Annotated in this window: 10 protein-coding genes; 2 read left to right on the forward strand and 8 right to left on the reverse strand. The window is 71.9% G+C overall.

What is annotated here, in order from left to right:
- Positions 1–104: 104 nt before the first annotated feature.
- The 6 genes from secF to ruvC form a co-directional block, all read right to left on the reverse strand.
- A complete protein-coding gene (secF, locus tag BXA10_RS23175; RefSeq protein WP_076472922.1) occupies positions 105–1,289 on the reverse strand; it encodes a protein translocase subunit SecF in 1,185 nt (394 codons plus the stop codon).
- A 1-nt stretch (position 1,290) separates the two neighbouring features.
- The gene (secD, locus tag BXA10_RS23180) at positions 1,291–3,225 is read right to left on the reverse strand and encodes a protein translocase subunit SecD (protein ID WP_175649278.1); all 1,935 of its coding nucleotides are present in this window, start codon (positions 3,223–3,225) and stop codon (positions 1,291–1,293) included.
- Positions 3,226–3,469: 244 nt separating this feature from the next.
- The gene (gene yajC, locus BXA10_RS23185) at positions 3,470–3,757 is read right to left on the reverse strand and encodes a preprotein translocase subunit YajC (protein WP_076472924.1); all 288 of its coding nucleotides are present in this window, start codon (positions 3,755–3,757) and stop codon (positions 3,470–3,472) included.
- Between the two features lie 192 nt (positions 3,758–3,949).
- A complete protein-coding gene (gene ruvB / locus BXA10_RS23190) occupies positions 3,950–5,014 on the reverse strand; it encodes a Holliday junction branch migration DNA helicase RuvB (RefSeq protein ID WP_076472925.1) in 1,065 nt (354 codons plus the stop codon).
- Positions 5,011–5,613 (reverse strand): Holliday junction branch migration protein RuvA, encoded by a 603-nt coding sequence (gene ruvA, locus BXA10_RS23195; protein WP_076472926.1) that lies wholly within the window; start codon positions 5,611–5,613, stop codon positions 5,011–5,013. Before ruvA ends, ruvB begins: the two co-directional genes overlap by 4 nt.
- Positions 5,610–6,137, reverse strand: a complete 528-nt coding sequence (ruvC, locus tag BXA10_RS23200) for a crossover junction endodeoxyribonuclease RuvC (protein WP_076472927.1) — start codon at positions 6,135–6,137, stop codon at positions 5,610–5,612. Before ruvC ends, ruvA begins: the two co-directional genes overlap by 4 nt.
- 544 nt (positions 6,138–6,681) lie before the next feature.
- On the opposite strand from ruvC, the gene BXA10_RS23205 reads away from it, so the two are divergent.
- Positions 6,682–7,464: a 3-hydroxybutyrate dehydrogenase gene (locus tag BXA10_RS23205; RefSeq protein ID WP_076472928.1), complete on the forward strand. Its 783-nt coding sequence runs from the start codon at positions 6,682–6,684 to the stop codon at positions 7,462–7,464.
- A gap of 14 nt (positions 7,465–7,478) precedes the next feature.
- The gene (locus BXA10_RS23210) at positions 7,479–9,398 is read left to right on the forward strand and encodes a helix-turn-helix domain-containing protein (protein ID WP_076472947.1); all 1,920 of its coding nucleotides are present in this window, start codon (positions 7,479–7,481) and stop codon (positions 9,396–9,398) included.
- 64 nt (positions 9,399–9,462) lie between these two features.
- On the opposite strand, the gene BXA10_RS23215 is transcribed toward BXA10_RS23210, so the two are convergent.
- Both BXA10_RS23215 and BXA10_RS23220 read right to left on the reverse strand, forming a co-directional pair.
- Positions 9,463–10,071 (reverse strand): TetR/AcrR family transcriptional regulator, encoded by a 609-nt coding sequence (locus BXA10_RS23215; protein WP_076472929.1) that lies wholly within the window; start codon positions 10,069–10,071, stop codon positions 9,463–9,465.
- A gap of 11 nt (positions 10,072–10,082) precedes the next feature.
- Positions 10,083–11,654, reverse strand: coding sequence for an MFS transporter (locus BXA10_RS23220; protein ID WP_076472930.1), 1,572 nt, complete (start codon positions 11,652–11,654; stop codon positions 10,083–10,085).
- Positions 11,655–12,342 lie beyond the last annotated feature (688 nt).

The raw sequence follows: 12,342 nt of genomic DNA on the forward strand, positions 1-12,342 counted from the left end.
AGTTCCCGTTTCCCTTCCGACGACGACGGCGTCCGGCATGCTGCTCGCACAGCATGCCGGACGCCGTCGGATCGATTGCTACCGGGTCGGCCCCGGTCGGCCGGTCAGCGCCGCTTCGCGCCGCCCGGCCGGTTTCCGCCGCCGCCGCTCGGCCGTCCGCCGCGGGCGCCGGTCGGCCGCTTGGCTGCCGGACGCGCACCCACCTTCGGGGCGGCGCCGGCCAGCGCGGCGGCCTCCGCGTCGGTGGGCTGCCCGCCCGTGGCCGGACGCGGCGCACCCTTCGGGGTCACCTCGCCCCGGGCGATCGCGCCGCGCCGGGCCAGGACGCGCTTGTTGTGCGCCTGGATCCGCGGCTCGAAGTCCTTCAGCGTCGCCAGCACCGGGGTGGCGAAGAAGATCGACGAGTAGACCGCGACGAACATACCGACGAAGAGCACCAGACCGAGGTCCTTCAGGGTGACCGCGCCGAGCGGGACACCGATGAAGAGCAGACCACCGACGGGCAGCAGCGCGACCAGACCGGTGTTGATCGACCGCATCAGGGTCTGGTTGACGGCCAGGTTGGCCGCCTCGCCATACGTCTGGTTGTTGTTCGCCGTGATGCCCCGGGTGTTCTCCTGGACCTTGTCGAACACCACGACGACGTCGTAGAGCGCGAAGCCCAGAATGGTGAGGAACCCGATGATCGTCGACGGCGTGACCTCGAACCCGACCAGCGAGTAGACGCCGGCGGTGAGGACCAGGTTCAGCAGGAGCGAGGAGACCGCGCCGACCGCCATCCGCCATTCGAAGCGAATGATCAGGTAGAGCATCACCAGCGCGATGAAGATGACCAGACCGAGCAGCGCGCGCTCGGTGTACTGACCACCCCAGGCCGCGCTGACCTGGTTCGCGCTGATCTGGTCGGCGTTGATGCCGAACTCCTGCGCCAGCCCCGACTTGACGGCGTTGGCCTCGTCCGACGAGATCTCCGCCGTGCGGAACTCGTAGAACTCGCCGCTCCCGCCACCGATCGTCTGGGCCGACTCGACCTCGATCCCACCGGCCTCGCTGCCCAGGACGCCGTTGACCCGATCCTCGGCCTGCGTAAGCGTGCCGACGCTCGCCGGGACCTGGAAGGAGTTGCCGCCCTCGAACTCGATGCCGAGGGTGAAGCCGCGGAACACGAAGCTCAGCAGCGCGACAAGCACCAGGACACCGGCGATGCCGAACCAGAGCTTGCGCTTGCCGATGATGTCGAGACCGGCCTCGCCCCGGTAGAGGCGGGTGGCCAGACCGCTGCGGGCCATGTCAGGCCTCCTTCACACGGGACGGGCGGGTGGGGGCCTGGTCGGTCTCGGCGGACCGCAGGACGCGGCCCAGACCGCTGACCCGCGGCGACAGGAACGCCTGCGTCCGGGCGAACATCGTCATGATCGGGTGCCGGAAGAGGAACACGACGACCAGGTCGAGCACCGTGGCCAGGCCGAGCGCGAAGGCGAAGCCCTTCACCGTGCCGACCGACACGATGTAGAGCACGACCGCCGCGAGGATCGAGATGGCGTTGGCCGAGATGATCGTCCGGCGGGCCCGGGCCCAGGCGCGCGGCACCGCGCTACGTGGGCTGCGGCCCTCCCGGATCTCGTCCTTCAAACGCTCGAAGTAGATGACGAACGAGTCCGCCGCGACACCTAGCGACACGATGAAGCCCGCGATACCGGCGAGCGTCAGCGTGAAGCCGATCTGCCGCCCGAGCACGATCAGCGCGCCGAAGACCAGCAGCGCGGAGAGGACCAGGCTCAGGAAGATCACCGAGCCGAGCAGGCGGTAGTAGAAGAACGCGTAGATGATGACCAGCAGCATGCCGATGCCGGCCGCGAGCAGGCCCGCCCGCAGGTGGCTGGCGCCCAGGGTGGCGGAGACGTTCTGCTGCTCCTGCGCCTCGAAGGTCGCCGGCAGGGCACCGTAGCGGAGCTGGCCGGCCAGGGTGCTGGCGTCCTGCTGGGTGAAGCTGCCGGTGATCTGGGAGTTCCCGGTGAGCACGCCCTGGATCTCCGGCGACGAGACGATCTCGTTGTCCAGCACGACCGCGACGCGGCACTTGCCGTCCTGGCCGAGGGCGGAGGCGTCACACGCGTTGCCCTCGTTGTTGAACGCCTCGCGGGTCAGGGCCGTCCACTTGTCCTGGCCGGAGCCGCTGAAGTCGAGGCTCACCACCCAGGCGTTGGTCTGGTCCAGCACCGCGCTGGCGTCGCTCACGTCGGTGCCGAGCACCTTCGCCTGGTCGAGCAGGTACTTCGCGGCGCCGTCCTCACACGCCACCGTCTGCTGCTTCGGGTCGGAGATGGATCCCGCCGGCCGCTTGTCGAGCTGGGCGCAGCCGATGGTCGGCACGTTGAACTGCATCTGCGCCGGCAGGACCGCGACCTCCTGCGGGCTGAGCTCGCCGAACGGCTTGAGCTTGTCGGCCAGCGACGGGTCGGCGGTGAGGTCGGCCGGAGCCTTCAGATCGTTGGCGGCCTTCCAGGCGGCCGCGCCGACCTTCTGCTCGACGGCCTTGCGCTGCTCCTCGACGCTCGCCGGGACCGGCGCCTCGCTGGCGCCCGGCGACGACGCGCCGGCGCTCGGGGAGGCCGACGCCGAGGGGGCCGGGGTGGCGCTGGCGCTCGGCGCGGGCGCCATGCCGCCCTGCCCGCCCGAGGAGGCGGTCACCTTCGGCGAGGCGGTCCCCTTCGGCGAGGCGGTCGCCGAGGGGGACGCGCTACCCGACGGCGAGGCGCTGCCCGAGGGAGTCGGGCTGGCGCTGCCGGACGGGGTCGGCGCCGGGGCGGCGATCGCACCGCTACCGTCGGCGGCCTTGAGTACCTTGCGGAAGCGCAGCTCGGCCGGCGTGCCCACGTCCGTCAGGTCGCGGTTCTCGCCGGGCAGGGAGATCACGATGTTCCGGTTGCCCTCGGTCACCACCTCGGCCTCGGCGACACCGAACGCGTTGACCCGGTTCTCGATGATCTGGCGGGCCTCTTCGAGGTTCTCCGCCGTGGGCGCCTGACCGTCGACACTGTTCTTCGCCTCGAGTGTCAGCCGTGTGCCGCCGATCAGGTCCAGGCCGAGCCGGGGCTCCAGCCGATCCTTGAAGCCGCCGCTGGCGCCTCCCGAGAAGAACACCAAAAGATAGAGGACCACGAAGATGCCCGCCAGCACGGCCAACTGCCGTCCGGGGCGCATCTGTCCCTGAGGTGGTGCCACGGCTGTCCTGTCTCCCTGTAACGGTCGCGCCGCCGCCCCCGCGGCGACGGTGTCGGCCGGAATAACCGGCCGATGGGTCCACCCGGGCCGCCTGCAGGACGGCGGCACGGCACCCCGGCGGACGGCACGGGGCACCGACCGGTCACGGAGGCCTGCCGACGCCCGGCGTCGACCCGACTATCCAGTTTTCACGTCGCGTCCGCTGTCCCGCCCGGGCGGACCGGCCGCCCCGACGGATGGCGGATCACTCCTTGACGGTGTCCGCGTCCTCGGTCTCCGAGGTGGCCGGAAGTTCGGCCCGGGTCACCACCCGGGCGATGGCCGGACGCGCGTACCGGGTCTGCACGCCGGGAGCGACCTCGAGCAGGACGGTCTCGTCGTCCACCCCGGTGACCGTGCCGTAGAGCCCGCCGATGGTGACCACCTCGTCACCAGGGCCGAGCGCGGACTGCATGTCCGCGGCCTCGCGGCGGCGCTTCTGCTGAGGGCGGATCATCATGAAGTACATGACGCCGAAGAGCAGGACGATCATCAGGATCGGCGTGATACTGCCGCCCCCGCCGCCGCCCGCTGCAAGGTAATGCACGGTTACAGACCTTCCCATTGGCCTCCTCCGGCACCAGGTGTGCCGGAGCGGAGGCGGATTCTCACATCCTGTACAGACCGCGGCGAAGTCTAATCCCTGCACCTGGGAACGCCGAATGCGGCACAGATCACGTTCGGATCACGGCTGATCGGGCGAGGCCGAGAACAGATCGGGCGCGGGAGGGGCATCCGTGCCAAATGTACCATTCGGCGGCGTACGCCCCAGGTGACGCCAGGCGGCTTCGGTGGCCACCCGGCCGCGGGGCGTACGGGCCAGCAAACCGGCCCTGACCAGGAACGGCTCGCACACCTCCTCGACCGTGTCCGGCTGCTCCCCCACCGCCACGGCGAGCGTGGAGAGACCGACCGGACCACCCCGGAACGAATCGACCAGCGCGCCGAGCACGGCCCGGTCGAGCCGGTCCAGGCCGAGCGCGTCCACGTCGTACACCGTCAGGGCCGCCTGGGCGGTCTCCCGGTTGACCACACCTTCGGCGCGAACCTCGGCGAAGTCCCGCACCCGGCGCAGCAGCCGGTTGGCGATCCGGGGCGTCCCCCGCGACCGGCCGGCGATCTCGACGGCGCCGTCGTCGGTGATCGGTACGCCGAGGATCCGCGCCGAGCGGTGCAGCAGCGCCTCCAGATCCTCCGGGGAGTAGAAGTCGAGATGCGCGACGAAGCCGAACCGGTCCCGCATCGGGCCGGTCAGCAGGCCGGACCGGGTGGTCGCGCCGACCAGCGTGAACGGCTCGACGTCGAGCGGGATCGCGGTGGCGCCCGGCCCCTTGCCGACCACCACGTCGACCCGGAAGTCCTCCATCGCGCTGTAGAGCAGTTCCTCGGCCGGCTTCGCGATCCGGTGGATCTCGTCGATGAAGAGCACGTCGCCCTCGGCGAGGCTGGTGAGGATCGCCGCCAGGTCGCCGGAGCGCTCGATCGCGGGACCGCTGGTGACCCGGATGCCCGAGCCCAGCTCGGCCGCGACGATGTTGGCCAGCGTGGTCTTACCCAGGCCAGGCGGTCCCGACAGCAGGATGTGATCCGGCGGGCTGCCGCGCCGCATCGCACCTTTCAGGAGCAGGTCGAGCTGGTCGCGGACCCGATGCTGGGCGATGAACTCGGCCAGCCGCTTCGGCCGGACGCTGGCCTCGGCGTCGAGCTCCGCCTCGTTGACGTACGCCGAGATCAGGCCGTCGCCCGTCATCGGGTGCGGCCCAACAGCCGGATGGCCTGCTTGAGCAGGACCGGCACGGGCGGGGTCGGGCCGTCGACGGTCTCGGCGACCGCCGAAACGGCCTGGTCGGCCTGCGCGGCCGTCCAGCCGAGCCCGACGAGCGCCTGGCGCACCTGCTCCGGCCACGCACCGCCGGTGACTCCGGCCGCACCGTCCACGCCCACCGGCACCGGGCCGATCCGGTCGCGCAGCTCCAGCACGAGACGCTCGGCACCCTTCTTGCCGATGCCGGGTACCCGGGTCAGGGCGGCGGTGTCGGCGTTGGCGATCGCCTTGCGTACGGCGTCGGGAGTGTGCACGGCGAGCACCGCCTGGGCCAGCCGGGGCCCGACCCCGCTGGCGGTCTGCAGCAACTCGAAGAGCTGCTTGGCGTCGTCGTCGGCGAAGCCGTACAGGGTGAGCGAGTCCTCCCGGACGACCAGGCTGGTGGCCAGCCGGGTCGACTCACCGACCCGCAGCTCGGCCAGGGTGGCCGGCGCGCAGTGCACCGCCAGCCCCACCCCGCCGACCTCGATGACGGCCTGGTCGGGGCCGGTCGCGGTCACCACACCGCGCACGCTGGCGATCATCTGACTCCTCCTCGTCGGGCCCGGTCGGCCGCCGCGGCCAGCTTCGACCGCGTGCCGCCGCGCCAGATGTGGCAGATGGCCAGCGCCAGCGCGTCGGCGGCGTCGGCCGGCCGGGGCGGTTCGGGCAGCCGCAGCAGCCGGGTGACCATCGCGGTCATCTGCGCCTTGTCGGCCTGGCCGGAGCCGGTCACGGCCGCCTTCACCTCGCTCGGGGTGTACGTCTGCACGGGCAGCCCGGCGCGCGCTCCGGCGAGCACGGCGATCCCGCTGGCCTGGGCGGTGCCCATCACCGTGCGAACGTTGTGCTGGCTGAACACCCGCTCCACCGCCACGCTCTCCGGGCGGTGCTCGGCCACCAGATCGGTGAGCGAGCGGTCCAGGTGCAGCAGGCGCGTCGGCAGCTCGTCGGCCGGGTCCGTGTAGACCACGTAGTAGGCGACGAGGGTGCACTGCCGCCCAGGCATCCCCTCGACCACGCCGACACCGCACCGGGTGAGCCCCGGGTCGACGCCGAGCACGCGCACGCCGCCTCCTCCCCAAGCCGCCAGCAGTACGTGTGTTCGACACCCTACCGATGCCCGGTAACAGCAGCCCCACCGGACACGCCCGGCACGGACAGGACGCCGCGGCCCCCGCGACAAGCCGGCCCCCGCGGCAAGCGGCCCGGCGCGGCAAACGACCCGCAGCAGGGACCGCGGGGCAAGCGGCCCGCGAGGCAAGCGGCCCGCGAGGCAAGCGGCCCGCGAGGCAAGCGGCCCGCGAGGCAAGCGGCCCGCGAGGCCGACCAGCGAGGCCGACCAGCGAGTAAGGCTGATACCTCAGCGGCATAAATATGCCGCTGAGGTATCAGCCTCCTGGTGGTAACCGGCCGGGAAGGCCGCGTGTCCGTTGCAGCTCGCAGCCCACCGCCAGGACAGCCCACCCGCCAGACCGCCCACCGCCTGGGCAGCTCGTGGCTGGGAGATCCCCGGCGACGACCCAGCCCCGTTTCCCCCACACACCGTGGGGGCCGAGTATGTGTCGCTGCCCCATGTGCGCCCGACCACACAGCTCGTAACTTTGTGCGCCATGACGGCAGAACCCGTGGCGGTCCCCCACGTCGTGAACGTCGACCTGACCGGTCGGACCGCCCTGGTCACCGGAGGTGGCAGCGGCATCGGCCGGGCCTGCGCCCTCCGGTTGGCCGCGGCCGGAGCGGCCGTACTGGTGGTGGATCGCAACGTCGAGGCGGCGAAGACGGTGGCCACCGAGGCCGGCGGCCGGGCCGAGGGGATCGACCTGGCCGACGCCGGGGCGGTGGACCGGCTCGACACGGACGTGGACATCGTGCTGAACAACGCCGGGTTGCAGCACGTCGCCCCGGTGCCGGACTTCCCCGCCGAACGCTTCGCGTACCTGCACCGGGTCATGGTGGAGGCGCCGTTCCTGATCATTCGCCGGGCGCTGCCGCACATGTACGCCCGGGGCTGGGGGCGGATCATCAACATCTCCTCCGTGCACGGCCTGCGGGCCTCGCCGTACAAGGCCGCGTACGTCTCTGCCAAGCACGCCCTGGAGGGGCTGTCGAAGGTGGTCGCGCTGGAGGGCGCCGAGCACGGTGTCACGGCCAACTGCATAAACCCGGCGTACGTACGCACCGCCCTCGTGGAGAGCCAGATCGCCGACCAGGCGACGACGCACGGCATCCCGGAGTCCGAGGTGGTCGAGAAGATCATGCTGGCCCGCGCGGCGATCAAGCGGCTGATCGAGCCGGAGGAGGTCGCCGAACTGGTCGCGTACCTCTGCACCCCGCCCGCGGCCTTCATCACCGGCGCCTCGATCGCCCTCGACGGGGGCTGGACGGCGAACTAGTGGCCCTGCGCACAATGGGCGCCATGTCCTCGCCGGTGGAGTTCCTCGAACTGCTCGCCCGGGAAGCGGCCGCGGTGGAGTTCGAGGGGCCGCTGGTGGCCGCCCGCGCCGCAGGTCTCCCCGCCGACCGGCTCGCCGAGCTCGAGCAGGCGAAGACAGTGGCGCTGCGGGTCCGCGCCCTGCTGGAACGCCGGCGCCGCCGGGAGATCGAACTCTCCGGCCTGTACGACACGGCCAGCGACCTGGCCGGCCTGCGCGACCTGGACGACGTGCTGCGGGCCATCGTGCACCGGGCGCGGAACCTGCTCGGCGCGGACGTCGCGTACATGACTCTCAACGACGACGAGCGCGGTGACACGTACATGCGGGTCACCGACGGTTCGGTCTCCGCCCGGTTCCAGCGGCTGCGGCTGCCGATGGGCGCCGGCCTCGGCGGGCTCGTGGCCCAGTCCGGCGCGCCGTACGTCACCGCGAACTACGCCGAGGACGAGCGCTTCCACCACACCGGTGAGATCGATGCCGGCGTACGCGAGGAGGGGCTGGTCGCGATCCTCGGTGTGCCGCTGCGGCTCGGCTCGACCTCGATCGGCGTGCTCTACTCGGCCAACCGCTCGGCCCGGCCGTTCGCCCGGGAGGAGGTTGCCCTGCTGGTGTCCCTCGCGGCGCACGCGGCGGTGGCGATCGACACCGCCCGGCTGCTCACCGAGACCCGCTCGGCGCTGGCCGAACTGTCGGCGGCGAACACCACCATCCGGGCGCACAGCAGCTCCGTGGAGCGGGCCGCGGCCGCGCACGACCGGATGACCGCGCTGGTGCTGCGCGGTGGCGGGGTGGAGGACGTCGCTGCGGCCGTGACGGAGGTGCTCGGCGGGGCGCTGCTGGCGCTGGACGCCGAGGGCCGGCTGCTGGCCCGGGTCGGCGAGACCGACGAGCCGGACCGGTCGGACATCGTCGAGGCGGTGGCCGCGTCCCGCACCGAGGGGCGCAGCGTCCGCCGGGGGTCACTCTGGTACGCCGCGGTGGTGGCCGGCGCGGAGAACCTGGGTGCGCTGGTGCTGCGCCCCGACGAGGAACTGGTCGACGCCGACCAGCGGATCCTGGAACGAGCCGCGCTGGTGACCGCCCTGCTGCTGCTGTTCCGCCGGACCGCCGCCGAGGCGGAGGGCCGGGTCCGCGGCGAACTGCTCGACGACCTGATCGCCCGGCCGCTGCGCGACACCGACGCGCTGCGCAGCCGCGCCCGCCGGCTCGGCGTGGACCTGGACGCGCCCCACGTGCTCGTGGCCGTCGGCGACGACGCGATCGCCGCCACCGGATCGGCCCGGCAGCGGGTGCTGTCCTGGGCCACCACGTACGCCTCGACGCGCGGCGGCCTGGCCGCGGCGCGCGACGGTCGGGTGGTGCTGCTGCTTCCCGGCCAGGACGCCGGCGGCGCGGCCCGGGCGGTGGCCCGGGACCTGTCCCGGGTGACCGGCCGGCCGGTCACGGCCGGGGCGAGCGGCCCGTCGGTGGGGCCGGCGTCGCTGGCCGCCGCGTTCCGCGAGGCCGACCGCTGCCTCACGGCGCTCGGCGCACTGGGCCGGGCGGGGCAGGGGGCCAGCACCGCCGAGTTGGGTTTCGTCGGGCTGCTGCTGGGCGCGGTCGGCGACGAGGGCGACCGGGACGTGGCGGGCTTCCTCACCACGACCGTGGGTCCGGTGGTCGACTACGACGCACGGCGCGGTACGGCGCTCGTCAAGACCCTGGAGGCGTACTTCGGAGTGGGTGGGAGCCTGGCCCGCGCCGCCGAGCAACTGCACGTGCACGTGAACACGGTGACCCAGCGGCTGGAGCGGGTCGGGCAGTTGCTCGGCGCGGACTGGCAGCGGCCCGAGCGGGCGCTGGAGGTGCAGCTCGCGCTGCGCCTGCACCGGCTGCGCTCCCCCGCCCGCTGAGCCTGGACCGGGCGCTACCGGACGCGTGGGCCGCACGCCCGGCGGCGGACCGCGCGCGTGAAGCTCAGCGGGGTTGGATGCCCTCCAGTACCCCGTCGACCACCCGCTCGGCAAGCACGTCGTCGTCCAGTTCGGGATGCCAGCGCAGCACGCGCTGGATCAGCATCGGCCCGGTCAGCAGCGCCAGTGCCAGCTCGATGTCCAGGTCGGCCCGGAGTTCGCCGGTGCGTACGCCGCGCTCCAGCACCTCGCGCACCCGGGCCCGCCGTGGCTCGACGACGCCCTGGTAGAGCTCGTAGCGGTCCTGGTTGCGATTCACCTCGGGCAGCAGGCAGGACATGATCTTCTCGCTCCGCGGGTCGGTATTGCGGCCGACCGCGCCGAGCAGCAGCACCAGGTCTTCCCGAACCGAGCGGCCGATGGGCGTCGGCGGGGTGCCCTTGAGGATGGCCAGGGCGTCGCGCAGCAGCGCCTCCTTGCCCGGCCACCGGCGGTAGATCGTCGCCTTGCCCACTCCCGCGCGGCTGGCGATCGCCTCGATCGAGAGCGTGTCGATCTTGGCACCCTCGGCGAGCAGGTTGAGGGTGGCGTCGATGATCGCCTCGTCGGCGCGGCTGCTCCGCGGTCGCCCGGGCGACCGCGGAGCATCGGCATGGGACGTCATGTCGGACATTGTCGCCGAACCTATGCGGTGCCGGCCAACTCAGGTTCGGTGGTCGTGACTTCCCGAACCGGGGCCGAGGTGTCCGCCCGGCCGGGCAGCCAACGCAGCGCCACGACGATGCCGAGCGCGGCGACCAACGCGGAGAGCGCCGCCGCCCAGTGCATGGCGGTGATGAAGGAGTCGTTGGCCACCGCCAGCAGCTTCGGCGCCGCCGGCCCGAGTTGGCCGGCCGCCGCGTACGCCCCGGAGATCGACTCCTTCACGGCGTCCTGCGCCTGGGTGGGCAGACCGGTCACGGCCGGCTCGACGTCGCCGCGGTAGACCGCCGACAGCACCGAACCGAGCACCGCCACACCGAGCGCGCCACCCACCTGCCGGATGGTGTTGCTGATCGCCGAGCCGACACCGGCCTTCTCCCGGGGCAGCGACGACATGATCGACTCGGTGGCGGGCGGCATGATGTTGGCCATCCCGATGCCCTGGATGAAGTAGAAGATCAGCACGACCCAGATCGGGGTCTGCGCGTCGATGAAGACGAACGCGGCCAGCGAGATCACGGTCAGCGTCAGCCCGACCGCGGCGACCGCCTTGCCGCCGTACTTGCGGACCATCGCCGCGCTCCGCGGTGCGAAGATCAGCTGGGCGCCGGCGAACGGCAGGAACAGCAAACCGGTCTCCAGCGGGGTGTAGCCGCGTACCAGCTGGAGGTAGAACGAGCCGAAGAACAGCACGCCCATCGCGGCGAAGAAGACCAGGCCGATGATGGCGACCGGCCCGGCGAACTGCGGCACCTTGAACAGCCGGACGTCCAGCGACGGGTGTTCGCTGCGCCGCTCGACCGCCACGAACCAGGCGAGCACCGCCAGGCCGCCCACGATCGACACCCACACCAGCGGCCGGCCGAAGCCGTGCTCGCCGCCGTCGATGATGCCGTACGTCAGGCCGACCAGGCCGACGACCGACAGCACCACACCGAACACGTCGATCCGGCCCGGCTTCGGGTCCCGCGACTCGGGCACCAGGAGCGCGACCAGGATCACGCCGAGCACGATGACCGGCACGTTGATCAGGAAGACCGAACCCCACCAGAAGTTCTCCAGCAGCGCTCCGCCGAGAACCGGGCCGATCGCCACGGCCAGACCGACGGCACCGGCCCAGACACCGATCGCCCGCGCCCGCTCCCGGGGGTCGAAGACGTTCGAAATGATCGAGAGCGTCGCCGGCATGATCGCCGCGCCGCCGATACCCATCAGGGCGCGGGCCGCGACCAGCTGGCCCGGGCTCTGCGCGTACGCCGACGCCAGCGACGACAGGCCGAAGAGCACCAGCCCGATCAGCAGGAAGCGCTTGCGACCGGCGCGGTCTCCGAGCACGCCGAACGTGAAGAGCAAACCAGCGAAGACCAGGGTGTACGAATTGATCGCCCACTCCAGCTCACCCTGGCTGGCGCCCAACCCGTGCACCGGGTCGGAGAGCGTACGCAGCGCGACGTTGAGAATCGTGTTGTCGAGGACGACCACGAGGAGGCTGATCACCAGCACTCCCAGGATCGCCCACCTCCTCGGGTGGCCCGTGTTGTCGCGGATCTCCATGTCCGTCTTTCCCCCCGGTTCGTGCCCGCACAAATACGATACGAGTCATACTCGAAACGTCAGTCAGCCTACGACGCCGATTAACGATACGGAACCGATCCGTATCGTTAGTGTCCGGCGTCACGGCCCACCCGACAGGTCGCGATCTCGGCAACCCCGTAAACCGGGTTCGCCGTCAGAGGAGGCCGGGCGGTTGATCAACCCGACTTCCGCGCAGGTCGGGCTGCCCCGGCCGCGTGATACGCCGACTTCCACGGAACCCGAGTTGGCCTTGGAGGGATCGGGCCGGCGATGAGCCTGTGGTCGTGCGGGACCTGGTGCCGCCCGGTCACGGCCACCGTTGGGGCTTGACCGACCCGTCACGGCCACCGTTGGGGCTCGATCGACCCGTCACGGCCACCGTTAGGGCTTGATCGACTCGAGGTCCGTGTATGTCGGGGTGTCCGGGTCGCGTGGATGCCCCGACTTCATGGAGGTCGAGTCGATCATCAGGCGCGCCTGGGGTGAATGACGCGTGGTGTCCGGTTCGTGCCCGGGGCGGGATGGCCGGATCCGCCCCGTTGGGTGGCCTGGGCGGTTCTGGGGTGTGACCAGTGGCATCCTCGGGCCGGAATCGTGGCCGGGTCGCCGGCGTTGAACACCCCCTGACGGCCGAGGTAGCAGCCCGCCCGGTGGTGCATCCGCCGGG

Source organism: Micromonospora avicenniae (assembly GCF_900156065.1).
Lineage (GTDB): Bacteria > Actinomycetota > Actinomycetes > Mycobacteriales > Micromonosporaceae > Micromonospora > Micromonospora avicenniae.

Excerpts from the sequence above, each read along its gene's own strand:
- BXA10_RS23205 (WP_076472928.1), top strand. The coding sequence starts at position 6,682 with ATGACGGCAGAACCCGTGGCGGTCCCCCACGTCGTGAACGTCGACCTG.
- BXA10_RS23220 (WP_076472930.1), bottom strand. The coding sequence starts at position 11,654 with ATGGAGATCCGCGACAACACGGGCCACCCGAGGAGGTGGGCGATCCTG.
- secF (WP_076472922.1), bottom strand. The coding sequence starts at position 1,289 with ATGGCCCGCAGCGGTCTGGCCACCCGCCTCTACCGGGGCGAGGCCGGT.
- BXA10_RS23210 (WP_076472947.1), top strand. The coding sequence starts at position 7,479 with ATGGGCGCCATGTCCTCGCCGGTGGAGTTCCTCGAACTGCTCGCCCGG.
- BXA10_RS23215 (WP_076472929.1), bottom strand. The coding sequence starts at position 10,071 with ATGTCCGACATGACGTCCCATGCCGATGCTCCGCGGTCGCCCGGGCGA.
- ruvA (WP_076472926.1), bottom strand. The coding sequence starts at position 5,613 with ATGATCGCCAGCGTGCGCGGTGTGGTGACCGCGACCGGCCCCGACCAG.
- yajC (WP_076472924.1), bottom strand. The coding sequence starts at position 3,757 with ATGATCGTCCTGCTCTTCGGCGTCATGTACTTCATGATGATCCGCCCT.
- ruvB (WP_076472925.1), bottom strand. The coding sequence starts at position 5,014 with ATGACGGGCGACGGCCTGATCTCGGCGTACGTCAACGAGGCGGAGCTC.